The 24,162-nt window shown below is 36.7% G+C and carries 15 protein-coding genes and 2 pseudogenes; 3 read left to right on the top strand and 14 right to left on the bottom strand.

The genetic code is table 11. The features are described 5' to 3' along the window. The 9 genes and pseudogenes from Q0X66_RS11020 to Q0X66_RS10980 all read right to left on the bottom strand — a co-directional run. Positions 1-589 (bottom strand): annotated as a pseudogene (locus Q0X66_RS11020) (OmpA family protein); the annotation flags it as partial. 116 nt (positions 590-705) lie between these two features. Next, positions 706-1,164 (bottom strand): hypothetical protein, encoded by a 459-nt coding sequence (locus Q0X66_RS11015; RefSeq protein WP_297706299.1) that lies wholly within the window; start codon positions 1,162-1,164, stop codon positions 706-708. A gap of 11 nt (positions 1,165-1,175) precedes the next feature. After that, on the bottom strand, positions 1,176-2,318 hold the full coding sequence (bshA, locus tag Q0X66_RS11010; protein WP_297706297.1) for an N-acetyl-alpha-D-glucosaminyl L-malate synthase BshA: 1,143 nt from the start codon (positions 2,316-2,318) through the stop codon (positions 1,176-1,178). A gap of 83 nt (positions 2,319-2,401) precedes the next feature. Continuing rightward, positions 2,402-5,326, bottom strand: coding sequence for a glycoside hydrolase family 3 N-terminal domain-containing protein (locus Q0X66_RS11005; protein WP_297706295.1), 2,925 nt, complete (start codon positions 5,324-5,326; stop codon positions 2,402-2,404). Positions 5,327-5,447: 121 nt separating this feature from the next. Then, on the bottom strand, positions 5,448-5,930 hold the full coding sequence (locus Q0X66_RS11000; RefSeq protein WP_297706293.1) for an ABC transporter ATPase: 483 nt from the start codon (positions 5,928-5,930) through the stop codon (positions 5,448-5,450). A 56-nt stretch (positions 5,931-5,986) separates the two neighbouring features. Beyond that, positions 5,987-6,778 (bottom strand): (Fe-S)-binding protein, encoded by a 792-nt coding sequence (locus Q0X66_RS10995; protein ID WP_297706291.1) that lies wholly within the window; start codon positions 6,776-6,778, stop codon positions 5,987-5,989. A gap of 20 nt (positions 6,779-6,798) precedes the next feature. Further along, a complete protein-coding gene (locus Q0X66_RS10990; RefSeq protein WP_297706289.1) occupies positions 6,799-8,124 on the bottom strand; it encodes a (Fe-S)-binding protein in 1,326 nt (441 codons plus the stop codon). Next, a complete protein-coding gene (locus tag Q0X66_RS10985) occupies positions 8,125-9,093 on the bottom strand; it encodes an MlaD family protein (protein WP_297706286.1) in 969 nt (322 codons plus the stop codon). It lies immediately after the preceding gene. A 55-nt stretch (positions 9,094-9,148) separates the two neighbouring features. Then, complete coding sequence (locus Q0X66_RS10980) at positions 9,149-10,573, bottom strand: N-acetylmuramoyl-L-alanine amidase (protein WP_297706284.1); 1,425 nt, start codon at positions 10,571-10,573, stop codon at positions 9,149-9,151. A 255-nt stretch (positions 10,574-10,828) separates the two neighbouring features. On the opposite strand from Q0X66_RS10980, the gene Q0X66_RS10975 reads away from it, so the two are divergent. Both Q0X66_RS10975 and Q0X66_RS10970 read left to right on the top strand, forming a co-directional pair. After that, positions 10,829-13,528, top strand: a complete 2,700-nt coding sequence (locus tag Q0X66_RS10975) for a putative LPS assembly protein LptD (RefSeq protein ID WP_297706282.1) — start codon at positions 10,829-10,831, stop codon at positions 13,526-13,528. 81 nt (positions 13,529-13,609) lie between these two features. After that, positions 13,610-13,990: a RidA family protein gene (locus tag Q0X66_RS10970; protein WP_297706280.1), complete on the top strand. Its 381-nt coding sequence runs from the start codon at positions 13,610-13,612 to the stop codon at positions 13,988-13,990. On the opposite strand, the gene Q0X66_RS10965 is transcribed toward Q0X66_RS10970, so the two are convergent. From Q0X66_RS10965 to Q0X66_RS10950, 4 genes and pseudogenes are all read right to left on the bottom strand, one after another. Beyond that, positions 13,983-14,834, bottom strand: coding sequence for an N-acetylglucosamine kinase (locus Q0X66_RS10965; RefSeq protein WP_297706278.1), 852 nt, complete (start codon positions 14,832-14,834; stop codon positions 13,983-13,985). The two genes, Q0X66_RS10970 and Q0X66_RS10965, sit on opposite strands and share 8 nt — an antisense overlap. Before the next feature lie 81 nt (positions 14,835-14,915). After that, positions 14,916-15,883: pseudogene (gene gap, locus Q0X66_RS10960) on the bottom strand (type I glyceraldehyde-3-phosphate dehydrogenase). Between the two features lie 22 nt (positions 15,884-15,905). Further along, positions 15,906-16,895: a 6-phosphofructokinase gene (pfkA, locus tag Q0X66_RS10955; RefSeq protein WP_297706276.1), complete on the bottom strand. Its 990-nt coding sequence runs from the start codon at positions 16,893-16,895 to the stop codon at positions 15,906-15,908. A 289-nt stretch (positions 16,896-17,184) separates the two neighbouring features. After that, positions 17,185-18,387: a 6-phosphofructokinase gene (locus tag Q0X66_RS10950; protein WP_297706274.1), complete on the bottom strand. Its 1,203-nt coding sequence runs from the start codon at positions 18,385-18,387 to the stop codon at positions 17,185-17,187. Positions 18,388-18,556: 169 nt separating this feature from the next. Here Q0X66_RS10950 and Q0X66_RS10945 point away from each other — a divergent pair, with 169 nt between their 5' ends. Further along, complete coding sequence (locus Q0X66_RS10945) at positions 18,557-19,609, top strand: class I fructose-bisphosphate aldolase (RefSeq protein ID WP_297706272.1); 1,053 nt, start codon at positions 18,557-18,559, stop codon at positions 19,607-19,609. A 126-nt stretch (positions 19,610-19,735) separates the two neighbouring features. Here the strand turns inward: Q0X66_RS10945 and Q0X66_RS10940 are convergent, their stop codons facing one another. Then, a complete protein-coding gene (locus Q0X66_RS10940) occupies positions 19,736-24,160 on the bottom strand; it encodes a translocation/assembly module TamB domain-containing protein (RefSeq protein ID WP_297706270.1) in 4,425 nt (1,474 codons plus the stop codon). Positions 24,161-24,162 lie beyond the last annotated feature (2 nt).

The following is a 24,162-nucleotide window of genomic DNA, read 5'->3' as shown; positions in this document are numbered from 1 at the left end:
TTCCAAAAGACCATTTCCCTGAGGTATTAAAATCCAGTCCCCATCTATCTGAAAACCAGGTTCTAAAACCTATAACTCCATTATAAGTTCCTCTAGAAAGGTCATTAGCATAAGTGTAACCCACTCCAACACCCAGATAGGGGTCAAACCAGCCAGTCTGGCCAAATATTTTGTTTAAATCATAACTAAACCTGGTATCAAAACCAAAATAACTCTTATCCTCAGGGTTGACTACGTTATCTATGATATTGCCTTTTTTATACTTGTTATAAGTGGCAATTGCTTCCAATCCTATTCCGCTCTTAAAATAACGGCCTATATTTATTCTGGAGGGAAAAGCAACAGCATTCCACCGATCTTTAATTTTGGTAATATTATTCGTTCGTTCTCCCGAATCATTGACAAAATTCCAGCCCAAACCCACCATCCATGAGCTCACAACCATACTGTCCTTAGCCGTCAATTGCAACTCTTCCTGTTGATCTAACTGAAGTTGTTCTTGTTGTGTTGACTGAATTTCTTCCTGTGCGTAAAATGAAAATGTTCCTAAGAAAAGAATAGCGAAAGTGCTTGTTAAGTAGGATTTCATAATGTAATGATTTAGGAGTATTACATTACAAAATTACTATCCATTAAATACGATTCCTACAAACTAAGTTGATGTGCAATTTTATTCGATATGAAGCCTATAATAACTATTGACAATTACTTATTATCACTGAGGATAATTTCCTTCTCGGTAAGTGGCATTTTATATAGATTAAAAGGCATTAAGACGGCCGTGGATGGTGACTTATTATCTTTTGTGTTTTCTATGTCCAGAATCATCTGATTATCTTCTTCCCGGACTCCTCTAATCCGTGATGCAGGTGTATCAGATGTTTTTCCGTTACAATAGATAACAACCATTTCCGTATTAAAATCTATTTCAGGAATTTGAAGTCCGGGTTTTCTGGTCATATTTACTTTGGAAAAAAAACTTTTTAGGGTTTTATTATCCCGTATGACCAATACTTGCTCAGTTTCTGTACCTCCGTAATTATCACTTATAATTAGCGTTAATGGATTATCGTCCAACTCCTGGTAATTTTCGTCTTTAACTTTATCCTTTTGACTTCCACAGGTCCCTGTCAGTATCAATAGTCCTAAAATAAGAGTTTTCATGGGAAATTATTTTAATAGGTACTATTATAGTGAGCCTTATAAGCTTTTTCATATAAAGCTTCATATAAAGGCAAAACGTTCTTTATATCAAAATTCAGGGCCACCTGATAGGCATTCTCCTTAAACTCTTCAAGAATAGTGTCATCACTTAGTATTTTTAATGCATTTTTAACCATATCATCTACGTCGCTAACAGCACTCAAATAGCCGGTTACACCATGAATATTAACTTCAGGAATACCACCCGTATTACTGGATATTACAGGAGTCCTGTTAATCATTGCTTCCAGGGCTGCTAAACCGAAACTTTCCGATTTAGAAGGCAACAAAAACAAATCTGAAAAGCATAGAACTCTATCAATCTGATTACTATTACCTAAAAACACCACCTTATCTGTAATGCCCAATTGTTCACATAAAAACTCAGCGTGCTCCTTTTCAGGTCCCTCTCCTACCATAATCAATTTAGCGGCCATTTGCTTTTGAATACCATTAAAAACATGAATAACGTCCGGAATGTGTTTTACTTTTCTAAAATTGCTTATATGGGTAATTATCTTTTCATTATCGTCCGCCATTAATGATCGCTGACAGTCCGTAAAATTTAAACTATATTTTGTTTTATCAATAAAATTGGGTATCACCTCAATTTCTTTTTTAACATCGAAAAAATCCAATGTTTTTTGTTTTAAATCTTCTGATACTGAGGTTACTACATCGCTTTTATTAATGCTAAAGTTCACGGCAGGTTTGTAAAATGGATGGTTCCCCACCAAAGTTATATCAGTACCATGCAAGGTTGTAATCATAGGTACAAAAATACCTTCTTCTTCCAGTATTTTCTTGGCCATATAACCCGCATAGGCATGCGGTATGGCATAGTGAACATGAAGCAATTCAATGCCGTATAGCTTTATAGTATCAACCAGTTTACTCGATAGAGCAAGTTCATATGGTTGGTAGTGAAAAAGAGCGTATTCAGGTACATGTACTTCATGAAAATGAATCTTATTACTCAATAATTCGAGCCGTACCGGCTGTCTGTATGTTACAAAATGTATTTCGTGTCCTCTATTGGCTAAGGCTATCCCCAATTCTGTAGCAACAACACCACTCCCACCAAAAGTCGGGTAGCAAACTATAGCTATTTTCATTTAATTAACGGTTTTAACGCTGTGTACCTACTTCTTAAAAGTTCTTAAAAAGAATCAACGCTGCTTTAATACAAATCTAATATTTAATTTCCTGCCTCATTGATAAGAGAATCATAAATTGCCTTTTGAATCCTTGTCCTCAGCTCTGATTTCACCAAAAGTCTGTTTGTAGCAGATGGGTAGGTTCTGTTGGATAAAAAAACATATACTATCTCTTCTTCCGGATCTGCCCAGGTAAAAGTCCCTGTAAAACCGCTATGTCCAAAACTTTTTCTGGACACACAACCGCAAGTCGGACCTTTTTCTACGAGTTGCGGTTTATCGAAACCCACACCACGTCGTACATTTTTATCACAGAAATAGCATTTATTGAATTTTTCTATGGTTCTGGAATCTAAAAATCTATCACCGCCATAATAGCCTCCCTGAATATACATTTGCATAATTTTTGCCACATCATTAGCATTACTGAACAAACCTGCATGCCCCCCCACTCCACCTTGCATTGCTGCCCCCATATCGTGCACATATCCCTGAACAAGTTGATATCTGTAATAGGTATCTACCTCAGATGGAACGATCATATTGATTGGGAACTTTTCCAATGGGTTATACGTTGTATAGTTGGCTCCAAGAGGTTTGTAAAGAAAGTTATCCATTAAATTATCCAAGCCGGAATTATAGTTGTCTTCAATATATTTTTTAAATATATAGTAAGGAACATCACTATAACGGTATCTGTTGGACTTAAGATTTTGTCTTCCTATTCGATCATAAATAGAATCTTTATAAGCATCTTGCAGATACATATTTTCGGTAACCTTTATGGAAAATCCATCTGAGGGACTATTTCTATAGAATTCCGGAGAAGGCCTCCTCTTATTGTTTAGTGTCTTCAAATAGAATGGAATCCAGGAGGGTAGTCTGCCGTAATGGCTTAGAGATTTAAGCACAGTTACATCTTTAAGTTCGGTATCTGCATATTCCGGCATTAAATCCTGAAAAGTATCATTCAGTGCTATTTTGTCATCTTCTTCCATCTTCATAATGGCCGGAAGGGTGGACAGTATTTTCGTAAGTGAAGCAAGATCGTAAATGTTATTAGTGGTTAATTCCTCTTTAGATTCATAAGTGGGCCTGCCAAAAGCTTTATTATAAATTACTTTACCCTTTCTTGCAATCAGAACCTGAGCCCCCGGGTACATTAAGGAATCTAACCCATTTTGAACCAATCGATCAACCTCAGCAAGTTTCAAAGAACTCATTCCTACCCTTTCGGGTGTACTGTATCCTAAACGCAGTAAAGATTGGGTTTTAACCGAAGTATTCACGGGAAACTCGTTACTTACAGTAACTGGCAATACTCCTTTTGCTGGAATTGCCCCAAACAGTATTTCGGCTGCTTTCTGCTGAGCAAGTACGCTATTCTGATATGCCATAATTATACCATCTATACCCTTAAATGAGACAACATCCAATAGCGCATAAGGCTTGGCAAATACCGTAAGTATAACGTTAGAAGTTCTTTGCCTGGAAATTTCCTGAAGCCAAAAAAGTTCTTTTTGAGAAAATTTATATGGTTTCCAGGGACTTTCATTACTCTTATGAAATCCAATTATGATGAGATTAAAATCAAAAAGTTTCTTTTTAAGGGTGACAATATCTTTGCCATTTACCTGCGTTACTTTAGCATACTTATTTAAGGTCTCCAAAAAAGGTGTATTTACAGCATCACCAAATTTTACATAGGCAATTTTCTTGTTTTCAAGTTTTTTGATACCAATAAGGTTTAGCTTATCACTAATTACCGTTATGGCATTCTCTATTGCTTCTTCATAGATTACATCATTTTCAGGACTATTAAGGTCTTCAATGATGTTATTTGTGTCTATAGGACGGTATTGATGCAGGCCTACTTTGAATTTGGCCATTAATATTTTTTTCACGGAGTATGCCAGGCGCCGCTCAGATATCAGTCCATTCTGATAGGCCTTTAAAAAGGTATCCTTACTTTTTACAAAATCCTTCGGCATTAGTAAAATATCATTGCCAGATAAAAATGCTTCTAACTCGGTTATCCCATTACTTGCAAAGTCCGAGACTCCTTTCATATTAAGTGCATCAGTAAATACCAGTCCTTCAAATTTCAATTCATTTTTAAGCAAATTGGTGATTATTTTTTTGGATAAAGATGAAGGACGCTTCTTTTCAGGCTCCAATTCCGGCACATTTAAATGGGCAACCATAACGCTGCTAAGTCCCTCTTTTATAAGACTTTTATAAGGATACAATTCTATACTATCCAATCGTTGCCTTGTAAAATCTAAAGTAGGCATGGATTTATGTGAATCTACAAAAGTATCCCCGTGACCGGGAAAATGTTTCCCACATGAAAGTACTCCGGTACTTTCCATGCCTTTCATAAAAGCAATCCCCTTTAACGCAACATTCTCTCTGTCTTCACCAAAAGATCGATTCCCGATAATTGGGTTTCTTGGATCTATATTTATGTCGATATCAGGTGCAAAATTTATATGAACCCCTAGTCGATTTGCATGCCTGCCTATTTGATACCCCACTTTTGAAACAATTGCAGTATCTGCTATTGCGCCGAGGGTCATATTCCATGGGAATGAGTAAGTTGAATCGAGTCTCATTGCCAGGCCCCATTCAGCATCCATTGCGATGAGAAGAGGTATTTTTGATATGGACTGGTATTCATTGGTAAGTTTAGCCTGTCGCACAGGGCCTCCTCTTGAGAAAATCAATCCTCCTATGGAGTGATCCTTTATTAATCCCTTAATTCTTTTTGCTGCAACTTTATCTTCCCCGGAAGATGCCATTACTATAAACAATTGCCCAATCTTTTCTTCCAGAGACATAGCACTATACTTATCATTGACCCACTCCAACTGGGACAAAGTATCTGATGTCACCAACGGTGAATATTGACCTCGGGCAACTAGTAATAAAGCAAAGAATAGAAAAGAAAGTAGGTATTTCCCCATAAATAATAGATTCTAGGTACTAACTTAAAACAAAATTAAATATTGTTTTTTTGTTAATTAATGCAGCCGTGGTGGGATATTAGAATGCCGAAAAAGGTCTAATCAGGCTATAAACACAATTTTATAAAAAACGGCCATGCCAACTATCAGATGCCGGCACTTCCCAATTATTTATATATTCATATTTATTGGTAACCAAATTATTAAAAACTATAGTGTTTTTAGAAACTGCCTTATCCTTAGCCATTTTCTTAAAATCTCCTAAAGGTTTATATGCAATATGTATGCCTTGTTTGTAAGAAACGTTCATTTTATCCAATAAAACTACATCATATTTCTTTTCGAGCTGTTGGATAAAATGTACCGACGCATCAATAGAACAACCTGAAGCAGAAGCGAAATCCTGATCCAAAGCAATTATTATGAAACGTTTATACTTAAGTTCATACCCTGCCTTAAGATCACTTCCATGGGCTGTCCATTCAGAAATAAATCTGTCCAGGGCAGCTGATATTTCAACAAGTTCTTCTTCCGAAAAACTTCTGTTAGCCTGGTAAATCCAAACTCTTGCCGTATCGCTTAATGATTCAAAATTTACCAGCATTTTTTCTTCTTCATTTTAATTGAATTTATATTTTCAAAACAATTCTTTTAATCTGATTAAAGATCCTCAGCATTGGCTATCAGTTCTGCGATATCCATTACCTTTATGGAAGCTTCTTTTTCCTTACTTTTTAATCCATCGGTCATCATTGTATTGCAAAACGGACAGGCTGCAGCAATAATCTCTGGCTGTGTTTCCAGGGCTTCCTCAGTACGTTCAATGTTAATATCCTTATCTCCTTGCTCTGGTTCTTTAAACATTTGTGCCCCTCCTGCTCCACAACATAAGCCCTTTTTCCTGCAATTCTTCATTTCAACCAGTTGTGCATCCAGTTTTTTTATGATATTCCTTGGCGCCTCATATACGTTGTTGGCCCTTCCAAGGTAGCAAGGGTCATGAAAGGTAATACGTTTACCCTTATAGCTGCCACCTTCCATGGTAATTCTTCCATCTTCCAATAACATATTTATGAATTGGGTGTGATGCATAACCTCATAATTACCTCCTAATCCCGGATATTCATTTTTAATAGTATTAAAACAGTGGGGACAAGCAGTTACAATACTTTTTATTCCGTAGGCATTCATTACTTCAATATTTGTTACCGCCTGCATTTGGAACAAAAACTCGTTTCCTGCTCTTTTTGCAGGATCCCCGGAACAACTTTCTTCGGTTCCAAGAACCGCAAAACTCACATTAGCCCTTTGAAGTATTTTCACAAAAGCCTTAGTGATTCTCTTGGCCCGGTCGTCAAAACTACCGGCACAACCCACCCAAAATAATACTTCTGGCTGCTTACCTTCAGCAAAAAACTCTGCCATAGTAGGTACTTTCAACGCTTCACTCATGATCTTGCTAATTTTGCTTTTTAAGATTCATCGGTCCAATTAAGCCTGTCCATTTGATTAAATGGCCAGGGGGCTCCATTATTTTCTATATTTCCCATCATAACATTAAGATCGCTTGGCGCAGCCGATTGTTCCATAACCAGGTACTGACGCATACTAATTATTATAGATAATGGGTCTATGCTTACCGGACAAGCTTCTACGCATGCGTTGCAGGAAGTACAAGCCCATAATTCTTCAGCTGAAATAAAATCACCTAATAATTGACGACCATCTTCAACGAATTTTCCTTTATTGGCATTCATATTACTTCCAACCTCCTCTAACCTATCACGAGTATCCATCATTATTTTTCTTGGTGATAGTTTCTTACCCGTAAGGTTTGCCGGACATTCACTGGTACACCTTCCGCATTCTGTACATGTATATGCGTTCAGCAACTGAACCTTAGTAAGGTCCATTACATCAGAAGCTCCAAATTTATCCGGAGGGGGGGCATCATCCGCTGGTGCCGCAAAGGGATCAGCATTAGGGTCCATCATTAATTTCACTTCTTTGGTTACAGCTTCAAGATTATCAAACTGACCCGGAGCATTAAGTTTTCCAAAATATGTATTTGGAAAGGCAAGTAATATGTGCAGATGCTTGGAATAATACAAATAATTCAGAAAGGCCAATATTCCAACGATATGCATCCACCAGGCAGCGCGTTCTATCAGTATAATATTGCTTACAGACATTCCATCGAAAATGGAGTTCATGAATTGACTAACAGGAAAAAGACCTGCTTTTGTATAATGTGGTGCATTCATAAGCTGAAGTTGATAATCTGCAGCATTCATTGTTAGGAATAAAGCCATTAAAACCAATTCTATATACAAAATAAGATTGGCATCCATTTTTGGCCAGCCTTTCATTTCAGGCTTAATAAAACGTTTTATTCTTATGAAATTCCTTCGTAACCAGAAGATAATTACCGCTAGAATTACCAAAAGAGCAAGCACTTCAAAGGAAGCAATAAGGATGTTGTATACATTGCCAAGGGGCGCAAATACTCTATGGGTTCCAAAAATACCGTCTATAATAATCTCCAGAACTTCAATATTTATAATTATAAAACCGAGATAAACAATAAGGTGTAATAAACCTGCAATTGGCCTTACCACCATTTTGGTTTGCCCTAAAGCTATAAGGGCCATATTCTTAAAACGCTGTGGTTTATTATCTGAAGGCATTCGGCCCCTACCCAGGTTAATATTCCTGGTGAGCTTCTTGACGTTCTTAGCGAAATATCCAAGCCCGGCTAATAAAATAATTAAGAAAATTACATTTGGGAGATACTGCATCTATTCATTAGGTTTATTTGTTGCAGGATCGTTTTCAATAATTTCATATTCCTTTTGTTTTTTACCAAAGACAGATACATTTACATATCGTTTTGGATTTAAACGAAAATCCTGAAGTAGTAAGTCTAATTCTTTGGAAGCTTCAGACAGATTATTATAAAGCTCGTCATTATTCATCAGTTTGCCCAAAGTACCTTCCCCTTTTTCCATTTTGGCCATCATTTTATTTAAATTCCCGATGGTAGTCTCCAAACTTCTTATTGTATTAGCCAATCCTACCTGGGCAAGAGAATCTGAAAGAATTGAAAAGTTAGTCGTAATTGTGTTAATATTGGTGATAGAGCTATCTAGTTTACCCTTATTCTCTGCCAACAAGGAATTTAGAGTTGCCGCTGTAGATTGAAAACTTTGAACGGTAGTATTAAGCCCCTTGATACTTTCTCTTAAGTTTTTTTTTGTCTCTTCATCCAATACATCGTTGAAATTTATCAACAAGGAATCTGCATTGGTAACGGCACCTTCAATTTTGGACTGCAAAGGGGCCAATTTTTGTTGTAACAAATCTGTAAGGCCCGGTTTTATATTAGAGGATAATGTATCCCCGGATTGTGCAATTGGCGCACCGTCAAATACCGGATTTATTTGTATTCCTTTACCTCCAATTATCCCTGTATCATAGAGCTCTGCCGTGCTATTTTTAGAAAACTCAAAATCACTGTCGACAGAAAAAGTAACAACAAGGTTGCCGCTACCATTTTTAAAAGTAATTTTATTCACATTCCCCACATTGAAACCATTAATGGATACCTGTGTTCCGGGTTGCAAACCGCCTACGTGAGTGTAAACCGCGTAAAAGGTTTTACTATTATTAAAAATAGGGGTTGCTTTAAGAAAACTGAAGCCCATGACAAACAGCAAAATACCTCCAATAACGATTATTCCTGTTTTGATTTCCCTGGATAGCTTCAAACGATTAGATTTAAATTACAAACAAAATTAGAAATAAATTTTACAAGACCTGCCATTATTCAGAGACGTATTTTAAGGCCTCTGGAACGGGTATTCTTTTCCCATCCTTATAGGCCACGATAAATGAAGTAGAATATCCTTTGGCATCGGCATTCGCTTTATATAATTTTGCCTGAGCATAGGAATTAGTTTTTCCGTACATGTATCTAACCAGGTTTTTATAGCGCTCAGTTGAAAGGGTACTCAATCCATTAAATTCCTCGGAAAGCAAGGGTAAAACCCTTGAACTGGCCAAAAGCTGTACTTTGAAGACTATTTTTGTATCTGAGACAACTTCTTCCTTTTTTACCTCTTCATCTTTTTTCTTATCAACTATTGGTGCAGCAATGGGTTCTTCAACAATAGTTAAGGGTATTTCTCTAACCTCTTGCTCAGGTACTTCTTTTTTTGGCAATGGTTTATCTTCTTCCTTTATTAAAACTTCCTCGGTTTTATTTTGGTTAGTTACCGCAGTTTCGTTTGGAGGTAAATCAGAAGAAACTACAACAATTGGTTCCTTGATTTCTTTTTTCGGGGCCTCATTTTTGATATCAGCGGTAGGAGCTATTTCTGGTTCCGAAGCTACAATTGCCCCTACTGCGGGTGTCTCCTCCATATTTTTTGTGGTCGCGATTTCCTCAGAAGATGTAGCATCCTCTAAATTAATTCTTGTGTTATTTTTATAATTAATAATAGCATCCGCAATGGCATTGCCCATTTCTTCCTGCCCTTTTTTAGAGTTTAGGTATAATCCTTCTGACTTATTAGTAAGAAAACCTGTTTCGATTAGCACACTGGGCATAAAAGTTTGATGCAGCACAATAAATCCGGCCTGCTTTACCTTTCTGTCATTTCGACTCAAATTATTAGAAAAATTATCCTGCATCATCTTACCAAGCAAAATGCTTTGATCCAGAAATTCTTCCTGCATAATAGTTAAGCCTATTACAGATTCAGGAGAGTTAATATCATAAGCAGCATAGCGAGATTCGTAATTATCTTCGAGATAAATCACGGAATTTTCCTTTTTTGCAATTTCAAAATTCTGTTTGTTTGCATGTAATCCAAGGACAAAAGTTCCGGCTCCATTGGCATCAGAAGTGTGTGAATCACAATGTACGGATACAAATAGGTCCGCATTAGCCTTATTTGCAATTTCTCCTCTAACAAATAAGTCTACAAAAGAATCATCCTTTCTTGTATATATAACCTTTATATCGGGATTGGATGCTAATTTCCTGCCAACATTTAATACGATGTTTAAGGCTATATTCTTTTCCATATAACCATTGCCCAAATTGCCCGGATCGTGACCACCATGGCCTGCGTCCAATACTACAACAAATTGATCGGTTTGAGGATCCGAATCTCTTTTATCATAAGAGCATAACAAGAAAAATATTATCGCCAGAGGAATGAAAAAAAACTTATTGAACTTCATTGATTTTAGGGTTATATTTTAAATAAAATGTAACATTTGTAATGACCTTATATCTCTTCCTAAGGTAAAAATCTTTAGGATTTAATTCTATCGCAAATTAAAAAAACAATTATCATATTTCATCTGCTAAAAGAATTTTACAAGCATTTACTATGGTTAAATTTATTGTAATGTGCTACAAGCAGACCAAAAAATATATGTAAGTTTGACTACCAAAAACGAAGCCTTACCGTTACAAAAATAGGATTTATCGCTTTGCAATCAAACAAACATTCTCTACTTTTCTTATTACTGCTTATCATTGGCATTATTCCACTCTCTGCGCAGGAAGATCTGATGAGGCCTTTACCCATTAAAGCTTTGGGAGATACCATTACTGCGCCTCTAATGCCTGCTCCTGTAGTTTTAGATACAGTTTTGACGGATTCTTCCCAGACAGATTCAATTAAAGGCAAACAAGGACTTCTATCAGATAAAATTAAATATAAGGCAAAGGATTATGTTAAATTAAGTCAAAAAGATCAAAAAATTTACCTGTATAATGAAGCTGAAATTTATTATCAGGATACAGAATTAAAAGCCGGTATAATAATTATGGATTATATAAAAAATGAAGTATATGCCGGACGTATTAAAGATTCACTTGGTAATTATTCGCAAATGCCTTATTTTAAACAAGGAGAAAACGTGGTAATTCCAGATTCAATTCGATTTAATTTTGACACCCAAAAAGCCCTGATTTGGAATTCCAGAACAGAACAACAGGCAGGTTTAGGTGAACTTGGTTCTGATGCCATGAAGGTTTATGCTTCGATTACCAAAAAGGAAAACGATTCGGTATACTTTTTAAGTGAAGGAAAACTTACAACAGCAAAAGATAGTGTAAATCCGGATTATTATATTCGAGTTAGAAAGGCAAAATTTGTTCCCAAAAAAAAGGTTATTGCCGGATTCAGTAATTTATATATCGCAGATGTACCTACCCCTATTGCCTTACCTTTTGCATATTTCCCATTGACTTCCGGAAGAACTGCAGGAGTAATGATGCCTACATTTGGAAACGATCCAGACAGAGGCTATTTTTTGCAAAACCTGGGTTACTATGTCCCTATTAATGATTATGTGGACCTCACACTAACCGGGGACCTATATACCAACGGGAGCTGGGGTTTCAGAGCTCAATCTGTTTATTCCAAGCGTTATAAGTACAGGGGTAATTTTAATTTTAGATATGAAAATCAGGTGGTAAGTCAAAAAGGGTTTGATGATTACAGCCGGGGCACCATATACAATATTCAGATTTCACATTCCCAGGATTCAAAAGCCAATCCTAATTCCAGATTGTCTGCATCTGTTAACCTGGGTAGCAGCCAGTACTACAGAAACTCCTTACTGCAACAAAATTTACCAAATACACAAATCAATAATCTGTCATCATCTATTTCCTATTCCAGGACTTTCCCGGCCTATCCTTCTGTAAATGTGAGTTTAACGGCCACACACAATCAAAATACAAATACAGATGCAGTAAATCTTACGCTTCCAACGCTGCAAGCCAGTTTGGAACGAATTTTTCCGTTTGCTAAAGAGGGTGGTATAAAAAAGGGGGCATTACAGAATATAAATTTTCAATACGACCTTAATGCCCGTAACAGCATATCAACCACCAGTGAAGATTTTGGAACCTCTCAAATGTTTAAAGATGCCCAAGTTGGTGCCAGAAATCGGATACCGATAAGTACAAATTTCAAAGTCGCTAAATATTTTAGTATGAGTGTAGGCGGTAATTATGAAGACGTATGGACCTTGCAAACGTTTAATCAACGTTTTGATTCTGAATCTCAGGAAGTTGTTACCGATACTATAAAAGGTTTTGATCGATTTAATCAGTACAGTCTTAACGGCAGCGTTGGAACAACGGTATATGGCACATTTAATCGCGGGGAAGATAAAAAGATACAAGCAATCCGCCATATAATGAGACCTTCAGTAGGTTACGGCTGGGCACCTTCATTTGATCAATATTATGACGAGTATATAAATGGAATAACCGGAGACACAATTGAGTATACCCGTTTTCAAAACACCCTTTATGGAGCACCTCGGAGTGGTAAATCCAGCGCTTTGAGCTTTTCTCTGGCCAATACACTTGAAGCAAAAGTGCGTGACAAAGATTCCACACGCCTTGAACCAAAAAAGGTGATGTGGCTTAATAGTTTTAATTTATCTACAGGTTATAATTTTCAGGCAGATTCACTTAATTTGAGTCCATTAAGTCTAACAGGAGGTACCAATATTCTTGATAATAAAATGTCTATTAACTTTGGTGCCAACCTGGATCCCTATGCAATTGACAACAATGGCAGGCGAATAAATACATTCAATATTAATAATGGGGGAAGTTTGTTTAGACTTACCTCTGCCAGGGCCAACATAAGTTATTCTCTAAGCAGTAAAGATTTTCAACCAAGCAAAGACCGGGAGGAATATCCGACGGAAGGAGATGCTTACGTTGCAGCCAGTGGGGGTAGGACTGATGATCTTTTCGGAAAGGCAAATAATTTTGATGAAAGCAGATTTGACGATCGAGACGAAAGCAATGTAGAGAATCCTATATATCAGAATAAAATAGAATGGGATCTTCGCCTGCAATATGCAGTGACCTATAGTAATAGTGCCAGGCAAAATCAAATTTCCAATAATTCTCTCATGTTTTCCGGTAATATTACGCTGTCACCAGGATGGGACGTTGGGGTGTCATCTGGTTATGATTTTGTGGGAAAAGGGTTTACTGTTACCCAGCTTCGCTTTAGACGCGACCTAAAAAGTTTTAAATTGAATTTTGACTGGACCCCATTTGGCGATTTTGAAAGATGGTACTTTTTTATAGGTATTAAAAGTTCCATTCTTAAGGATCTTAAATTTGAAAATAGAAGTCAGCCTCCTCCCAGGTAATATCAAAAGAAAAAACAGCATTCCTGTTTATACTGATCTATTTTTTAATTAGCTTAACTGGCTAAAGGTAAATTTAAAAGCATGAAAAAAATCATAAATACTCCTAATGCCCCTGCCCCTATCGGTCCTTATAACCAAGCTGTTTTGAGTGGTAATACGTTATATATTTCCGGACAAATTCCTCTGGATCCTTCTAGCGGCAAACTCGTTGAAGGTAATATAAAGAAGGAAACACTTCAATGTATGGAAAATCTTAATGCGATACTGGAAGCCGCTGATATGTCTTTTGAACAGGTGGTTAAAGCCACGATCTTTGTTAAGGATATGAATTGCTTTTCGCAGATTAATGAAGTTTATGGCAAATTTTTTAATGCTAAAACTGCGCCTGCCAGAGAGACCGTTGAAGTCTCAAATCTTCCAAAATTTGTAAATGTGGAGATTTCGATGATCGCCGTCAGATAGTTTCTTTGTGAAATTCTACCAGCCCTTCAATTGGTCTTTGACGAATAACACCCACAATCAAATCATTTCTTTCTAATACGGCTGTTAATTCATCCTTAAGGAAATGGGCAATGCTCCCCACAAAATGAATAGGTACTTTAGTAGCTAATTCAAACTGCATTATGTAATTATTTACAAATTGCTGAAGGCCTTTGTCTATAACTCCCTTACAATAGGGGTGTTCTTTGTTCTCAATCAGGAATCTGGCAAATGTGGCCAAATATGTATTAGGATTTGGTTGCTTGTAAAGATTTTCCTTAATTACATCGGCATCAAGGTCATATTCTTTGTCAAATTTAATTCCCAGGTCCTGTGGCATTTTATGAAAATAGTAATCACGAATTAATTTCCTCCCAAAGAAATTTCCACTTCCGTCGTCCATTGGAATATAACCCAGAGATGTCACTTTTTGAAACAATTGGTGACCGTCATAATAGCTGCAATTAGAACCCGTACCCAAAATGCAAACAATTCCCTGATGGCCAATTTTTGTAGTGGAATAGATAGCGGCAAAAGTATCTTCCTTAACTTCTGCCTTGGCATTTGGGAAATATGATTTGAAAATAGTCTTAAGGAATTTCTTCATTCTAGCTGTGCCACAGCCGGCACCGTAAAAATAAAGTCGCGAAACTTTATCTTTGTTCTTAGACAACTCAAAATTATTGGCCAACCTGTCTTCTATGACCTCACGAGTTAAGACTTCAGGACTAAGTCCCAAAGTTTGAGTAAAAAATAACTCTTTCCCTTTATCGTCCAGGGCAATCCAATCAGACTTAGTAGCTCCGCTATCAACAATTAAAATCATAAATCAGGCATTAAAAAAGAATCCTCAAAATAAGCAAAGTTTTGTTTATTTTGAGGATTCTTATTAAGAAAATTCAATTTATTACAATGTATGCAAATATTCAGCCAGATCTAATAGTTTATTTGAATAGCCTGCTTCATTGTCATACCAGGAGATTACTTTGAAAAATTTAGAATTCAATTCAATTCCTGCACCTGCATCAAAAATACTGGTACGGGCATCACCAATAAAATCCTGTGAGACCACGGGTTCATCTGTATAACCTAAAATTCCCTTCAGTTCGCCTTCAGATGCAGCTTTAAAAGTCTTTTTAATATCATCATAAGAAGTTTCTTTTTCCAGGCGTACAGTTAAGTCAACAACAGAAACATCTGCCGTTGGCACCCTTAATGCCATCCCGGTGAGTTTACCCTCTAACGAAGGAATAACTTTGGTTACCGCCTTGGCAGCCCCGGTAGACGCAGGAATAATATTTAACAAGGCACTTCTTCCACCTCTGTAATCCTTGCGTGAAGGTCCGTCTACAGTAAACTGAGTGGCTGTGGTAGCATGTACAGTAGTCATTAAAGCCTCTGCTATCCCATAATTATCATTTAACACTTTGGCAATTGGCGCCAGACAATTAGTTGTACAGGAAGCGTTAGATACTATTTTGTCTGAAGCTTTTAAATCTTTATGATTTACACCCATTACAAACATGGGGACATCTTTTGATGGTGCAGAGATAATTACTTTTTTAGCTCCACCATCAATATGGTATTGCGCAGTTTCAAGAGTTGTAAAAATACCAGTGCATTCAGCAACATATTCTGCTCCTACTTCATCCCATTTTAAAATTTTGGGATCCTTCTCACCAGTAATTCTAATGGTTTTGCCATTCACAATCAAGTTGCCATCTTTTACTTCAACAGAACCATCAAAACGGCCATGTACCGAATCATATTTCAATAGATATGCAAGATGTTCCACAGCTAACAAATCGTTGATAGCAACAACACAAGTCTACCAATTCTCCCAAATCCGTTAATTCCAATTTTTAGTGTTGACATTTTTTATTGTTTAAGATTAAAACTATATAGTCATGATATCAGAAACCCGTATGAGTTCCTTATCAATTTTTGATTTTCCTTTTATGGCCTCACTTACGGGTGTAAATGTAATTTCATTGTCAATAATGCCGGCCATTAAATTTGTTTTGCCCTCCAACAGGGCTTCAACAGATTTTACTCCCATTCTACTGGCCAGTACCCTGTCAAAACAAGAAGGCGCACCACCTCGTTGCATATGACCAAGAACACAAACCCGAACATCGTATACAGGAAGGTTTTTTTCCACGAATTCTTTTAATTCGTAGACATTTTTTCCGGTTGTTCTATCTCCTTCCGCAACTACTACAATACTAGACGATTTTCCCCTGGCTTTACTCCGAGTTAAGGAATCTAATAACCTATCTAAACCCAAATTCTCTTCAGGAATAAGTATCTCTTCAGCACCGGCACCTACTCCGGAGTTAAGGGCTATATGGCCTACATCTCTACCCATAACCTCAACAAAGAAGAGTCGATGATGCGAACTGGCAGTATCTCTGATCTTGTCAATTGCTTCTACAACAGTATTCAATGCGGTATCAAAACCAAGAGTGTATGTTGTTCCAAAAATATCATTATCAATTGTTCCCGGAATACCAATAAATGGCATTTTGTACTCTTCATAAAAAGCAAGGGCACCGGTAAAGCTGCCATCACCCCCAATAACCACAAATGCATCTATATTATTTGCAACCAGTTGATCATAGGCTTTTTTACGCCCCTCAGGCGTCCTAAACTCATCGCACCTGGCAGATTTAAGGACAGTACCTCCTTTATTAATAATATTATTCACACTACGGGCATTCATTGGAAGAAAATCACCTTCTATCATCCCTTCATATCCTCGATAGATCCCAATACAATCTTTTTTAAAATATGCACATGTACGTACTACCGATCTTATGGCTGCGTTCATCCCGGGAGAATCACCTCCAGAAGTAAAGACCGCAATTTTTTTTATTTGTGAATTCATTTAAAAATTTAGAATTGCAAAATTACTAAACTTATGGCAGAAAAAGAATTAGACAAACCCTTTATTTAACACTTGACAGCAGCTAAATCGTTATAGTTTTGAATTTCTCTATTTATATGGCTAAAAAATCCTATTTACGGATGTCTTGAACCCATCAAAAGTTGTAATAAAATAGACATTTTAATCAGGACAAATATCATTTGCTAAGAAAATAACAAATCATCTCAAAAAAGTTATGTTCAATCAACTAATTAAGGACCTGCATATTTATTTAAGTGACTGCCTGCTATTAGTCATTAGTCATGATAAATAAAGGTAGCATTTCAAAGTTTTTATAAAATGGATGCAGTTTTGGTCTGTTATAGAATTTATCTACGTTAACGAACTTTTTGGTTTCTGTAACAACTTCTATTGGCACATGATCGTAGCGTCCATTTTTCAAGACCACCATTCGGCCGTAAATCCCTTTAAGAATTAAATCGAGCGCTAGATTTCCATAGGCCGTAGGCACCACAGAATCAATAAAATCAGGGTCACCACAACGTACCATGTATCCGAGTTTCTGATTGATCACATTTACGCGGTTGCCATTATTATATTTAGGGGATAATTTTTTTAACGCCAGAGAGACTTCATCACCAATGCCTCCCAACTTGGCATGACCAAAGGCATCTTTTTCCATACCCTCAAATTTCATTTCACCACCCTTAAAGGTTGCACCTTCGGAAATAAGTACAATGGAATAGTTACTCGGATTTCTATTTCTGTCCTCTGTGAGCAACTCCGTTAGTAGTTCTATATCAAAAGGTACTTCCGGTATAAGGCATCTATTAGCTGCTCCTGCCAAAGTAGGAAGCATAGCGGTAAACCCGGCATAGCGTCCAAATACTTCCAGTACCAGAAAACGTTCATGGGATCCTGCTGCGGTCCGAAGACTGTTTGTAAGACTAATTGTTCTGGTAACACATGTACTGAAACCAATACAGTAATCTGTTCCGGGAACATCATTATCCATGGTTTTTGGAATGGCCATTACTTTAACTCCCTGTTTGAACAAATGAACGGCATAGCTAAGCGTATCGTCTCCTCCTATAGCAATCAAATAGTCTACACCTAACCAATCGAGATTTTTGATTACTTCTGGTGTAAGGTCATTGATCTCCTTGTTATAGGTATCTCTTAAATGAGCCGGAACCATTAGGTTGGATATATGACTTGCTCTTGTCCTGGAAGTATGAAGAAAAGTCCCACCGGTTCTTGCTGCTTTGTTCACCACTACCTGGGAAAGTTCCATAAAGTTATTGCTGTTATCGTGCTTACTGTTTCTTACAATATCTACTAATCCTCCCCACCCTCTTCTAAAACCAATCACCCTGTATCCTTCACGTATTGCTCTGAAAGTAACCGCCCTGATTGCAGGATTAAGTCCGGGTACATCTCCACCTCCGGTTAATATGCCGATGGTGCCTTTGGTCTTCTTAATTTTTGCCATAATATATTTTTATTAAATTTTAATTTTAAAATCACAAAATAACTAGGTTGGTTAAAGTACTAAATTATGGTGATAATCTTATTAAGATTTTTCAAAAAAAATCTCTAAAATCGACCTTTAAAACGCCTTTATCGGCGTATCTTTATATGACGATTAAAAACGTAATATTATGTCATTTAACATTGAGAAAATTTTAGGTAAAGAAGCCAATTACCTGTTAGATCACAAGTGTAACACGGTAAAAAAAGAACATCTACATCTACCCGGTCCTGATTTTGTGGATCGTGTTATGACAATTTCAGACAGAAATCCTGTCGTACTTCGCAATATGCAAACTCTCTTTAATAATGGAAGGATGGGTGGTACCGGATATGTATCTATTCTTCCCGTGGATCAAGGTATTGAACACACAGCGGGTGCATCGTTTGCGCCAAATCCCATTTATTTCGATCCTGAGAAGATCGTTGAACTTGCTATAGAAGGTGGTTGCAATGCTGTTGCTTCTACTCTTGGTGTCCTTGGCTCTGTTTCAAGAAAGTATGCACACAAGATTCCTTTTCTTCTTAAATTGAACCATAATGAATTACTTACGTATCCCAATAAGTATGATCAGATAATGTTTGCAAGCGTGAATCAGGCTTTTGAGATGGGGTGCATTGCGGTTGGAGCTACAATATATTACGGCTCGGAAGAGAGTACCAGGCAAATTCAGGAAGTTACCGAAGCTTTTGAATATGCTCATGAACTAGGTATGGCAACAGTCTTATGGGCATACCTTCGAAATCCTGGTTTTAAAAAAGATGATAAAGATTATCACGTTTCCGCTGATGTAACCGGTCAGGCCAATCATTTGGCTTCTACAATACAGGCTGATATAGTAAAACAAAAACAGGCTGAAAATAACGGTGGTTTTAAAGCCATAAATTTTGCCAAAACACATGAGAAAGTATATTCAGAATTAACCACAGATCATCCAATTGATCTTACCCGATATCAGGTAATGAATTGTCTTATGGGCAGGGCGGGATTAATAAATTCCGGCGGATCTTCCGGCGATAATGATTTGGCCCAGGCCGTTAAAACTGCTGTGATTAATAAACGTGCCGGAGGTATGGGGTTAATATCCGGAAGAAAAGCTTTCCAAAAACCAATGGCAGACGGAGTAGAACTTTTAAATGCAATCCAAAATGTGTATTTAGATGATAATATTACAATTGCCTGATTTTTAATATTTTATAGTTATTTATTTAAATTTAATTATAGCATTAAATATGCGTATTTAAAAAGCACCCCGGTTTTCCGGGGTGCTTTTTTGAGTATTTTTATAAATTTCCTTAAAGGCGGCGAATCATAATTTTGGAACATTCGTCTTGGGATAAAATTTTATCAAACTATCCTTCCCCATTACGGCATTTGGAGTCGCCGACACCTGGGGTTCCTCTGTTTCAAGATTCTTATTCTTATTCTTAAAGATCTTTTGCATAAGTTCCTTAAAACTATTGAAATCTACCTCATAAGAAATACCGACCCCTTGCGTATAACCTTGTTGTTCTGACAAAAACTGTTGTATTTCGTTTTCGCGATTAAAAATTTTGGCTCGCAGTGTCCCTTCTTCATTTAATAAAACCTGTATTTCCACATCGCCGGCAACAACAGTTTCACTTACCCCTCCCACAGGAACCCCGAACCTGCCATTAAACAATACTTTGTCGCTTATCTGAGTAGATACTGTGACACCTATTCTGTCTTCCGTAGAAATATCATTAGGATCAAGATAACCTTGCTCGTAAGTAACCCCAAAATCAAACTTATCATCACCATCATCAAGAACCTGGTTTAATAAACCGGAGGCCGTTTGAATTAAGTTGCCTGTAACTGCTTGCTGGTTTATTCCAGATCCTTCACTAACGAAGTTTCCCTGGGCTAACAGGAAAAATGCATTCCGTTCTTCAATTGTCGGATCCTGTAGCCTGTATTCTAATTCAGACTTCACGGTAGAACTTGTGCCTGGAAATTCAATACCTAAATCTATAGTTGGTCGCTCTAACTGATCCGTAAGCCTGATAACCACATCTGTCGCGACTCGTCTGCTATATCCGGCATTATCAAGTAATGGAGCCGGATTCGCATTCAAGGAATAAACGGCTTCCATATCTAAAGTTGCATCTAGTGGCGCCCCGTCCCATACAATGCTTCCTCCCGGTTTAACGCTAAAAGTCCTGTCAATAATTCCCCCAAATTTGTAATTATACTCCCCGGTGACCACTACAAAATCACCGTACATATTAAACTTACCATTGGTGTTAATTTCTATATAAACCAAACCTGCACCTGTTCCTTTTAGAGAGCTTCCGGTTTTGGGGTCGACCACAATCTCTACCTCTGCATCAGGGGTTATATCCAAATCGAATTTTAATTCTAATCCATAGTATTCTTTTAGCTGGCGCTGAAGACCAATAGTTTCAACTTCATTTTTATTAATAAATGTGATAAAAGAATAGTCCCCCACAGAAGTCACATCACTTATGGGAATTTTTAAAGATGTTCCCTTGGCCGTTGAACCTTCAAAATTAATGTTCAGTGCATTAGACGGACCAAATATTCGTCCCGAACCACTAACAAAACCGGTTCCGTAGTAGAGTTTTTCTTCTTCAAATTCTGTATTTAGTATTAAAAATCTATCATTTTTGGTGTTTATATCTAAATCAAAATTCCATTTCTTAAAGAAATTGTGCGTTATTGTACCATCCAGAATTGCCTCCGTATTCAGAGCAACATCGGTAAGGGTGATATTCTGAAAATTAAAAGTCTGGTTATTTAATTTAACCACAGAATTAGCTCCAAAATCATAATCTACGTTAAGATAAGGCACAGAAAGTCCTGCATTATTCATAGTTAAAAGTCCGTCAATATCCGGATTCCTTATATCCCCCTTTATTTCAACATTTCCATTTAGCATGCCTCGAATATTGGAAATAATATTCTTGCCTAAAGGGCTAAAAGGTTCCATATCAAAATTACTGAAGGTAGCTACCAGATCCGCCTGGGGTATTTCCTGATCTCTGGTAACCTTGCCAAATACTCCAAATTTTTCAAGCCCGTTTTCCTTAATTTGAGAATTAACCGAAAATTCAGTAAGGTCACGATTACCGACAATACCAATGGAAAGGTTCCCGAGATCTATCTCGTTTATTCCAAATTCAGATATTTCCAAATTACAAACCGGCAAATAAATATTGTCCTTTTGAAGAACGTTTAAGGTACCATTTATCTCACCTTTGAGCTTTAAGCTATCTATGGCCGGGGCAATTTTATTTAAGGAGACAATTTTAAACTGAAGTTCCAAATCTTTATAAGTAGAGTCTGCAAGTTGTCCTCTTAGCCTAATTTGTTCCCTGATATCGTTATTCATAACAATTTCCTCAATAATAATACTGTCCAGGGTACTATTTAAAATTACCTTGTTTTTGCTATTGCTTTCACGATTCAGAACCCATGTGTTACCTTTAAAACTTATGTCAGATTTTTTTAAGCCAATTACTGATTTATTATCCTGATTGAAAGTGTGGTAAAAATTTAAGTTGTAACTATCGTCATACTCACTACCTCCCTTAAATTCCGTTCTGAAGAACAGCGTGTCATTTAATGTGGTATTAATCAGATTAAAGTCTTTAACATCATAATATCGAGTTGAAAGATCCTGAACAGCCAGATAGGTATTAAAAAGGGGGTTTTTGTTATCAATCCTAAAATCAATACTATCTAATTCATTACCATAAGCCGAAATATAAGGCGATTTGAAATTGAGTTTAAAATCTCCCTTATCTGCGATAATATTACCCTTGATAAAAGTATTTGGACCAAATGCAACCTCCGGGAAAAAAACTTCAACGATTTTATTATAAATCTTAAAATTAAAGGCCATTTCCTGACCTCCTGAAATTTCATATGGTTTATAGTTTGTATAAATACTTCCTATTGAATTACGGACCAGACGCCCCAGCTCCCTTACTTTAAATTTACCCTTCATATAACCTGTAATTATATCAGGTGAATTTATTTCTATAACCCTGGTAGAATCTTCAGAAAAGGTGGATTCAATTTTGAAATCTTCAAAGTAATACGTACTATTTTTATTCTGATAATTTGTTTGAGTGAATTTTATATCTCCTTCAATACTTTGAAAGGAACTTCCAGTGATGTCCATAGTAACATTGCCTTTAAATACGGATACACTATCATCTATAAAATTTAATATTTTCAGATCTGCATAATCTACCGAAGCATTGAAGTTGAAACTACTTTTATCTGTGCTAAAATCTGCCAGTCCTTCAAAGCTAAACTGTAGGTTTTCATCATTACTGATTAAAGACCCATCAAACAATTGATCCTTTAGGATCCCCGAAATCTTTACATCTTTATAATCATACCCATTGAAAGTAACGCTATACACCTGTCCTAAAACTTCGGTATTCAGATTCTTGCTCACAAAACCCTTACCTTCAACATTAACATCTATAGTTGTTTTCCCCAAACTTTTATTCTCCGTAAAACGACCCAAATCAAAATCAATTAAGGATACGAATCCTTTATATCGCGCATTATCTATATTGTTGATTTCTGTAAGGGTAAGATCGACGTAACTGCTTCCTATAGCTGTGTTCAGGTTTGCCCGGGTCTCAATAGATGTTTGTGTAATGAATGTTTCTCCCCGTACCGTAAACTGTCCTAACTTCCGAAAAATAGTGGGTAGTGACTTACCCAGTATGTTAGGCATCAAGGACCTAAGTTCATAATAGTTGGTAGTAATATCCTTTATTTGGGCATCGAGCTCAAAAGGTCCATCTTTTGAGAATATATTCTTAAAATTAAAATCTCCTCTGATCCCGGTATTATCTGATTGCAGAAATAAGCGTTCTACATTCAAATCATTTAATACGCCATTTACATTCGCAGAAAAATTTACAATTTTGCCTGAACCGAATTGGTCATACACCATATTAATCTCATCCAACGCAACTGAGGAATCTATGAAATCTGCTTTTAAATTTACCTTGTCTATAAATTGTACGAGGTCTTCCCTCTTATAATTAAATACCAGATTGCCAACAATATTAGATTTAGGGGTTTGGATTTGCAGGGAATCAAATCGCATTTCTTGCTTAGTGTATTTAAAACTTGTAGCTAGTTTTTTAACATCGATACCCAATGCACTTTTTAGTGATAAGTTTTCAATAACGGTAGTGACTACGGGTCCTAAAATTTGAAAATCACTGGCTTCTATGTTAAGGTTCCTGAAATTTAATACATCAACTTTTTCTTTATTCATATTTGTTAACCGGAATGTGCTATTTTTTATTTGCACATCTGATGAAGAAAAATAAAAAGGCGGCGTGTCAGGATCCCGTGGCTTTTTATCATCCAACTTGTCTACAAAAACATTGAGATTATTGTCTTTTTCCCCTTTATAAGTTTTAAGATTAAAAAGCAGTCCTTCTATATCTATATCCCCAAATTGTAATTTCCCATTAATAAGATTTCGCACACTTAAAATGGATGTGGATAGCTCCCGAATGTAAATTAGAGTGTCCTGCTTGTAATCTTCCACATAAACATTCTTTAAGGCGGTGTCCCATGAAATCAGAGAAATTCTAAGTCGGTCAATATTAATATTGGTACCGAACTCATTGTTTAAAGTCTTGGTAGCATAACGCGCAAGCCTGGTCTGTACGGCCGGTAGAGAAAGAATTATAGTGCCCAAAACGCAAGTCATCA

The sequence above is a fragment of the uncultured Eudoraea sp. genome (assembly GCF_947260015.1).
Lineage (GTDB): Bacteria > Bacteroidota > Bacteroidia > Flavobacteriales > Flavobacteriaceae > Eudoraea.
This window is presented reverse-complemented; position numbering and strand designations above follow the sequence as displayed.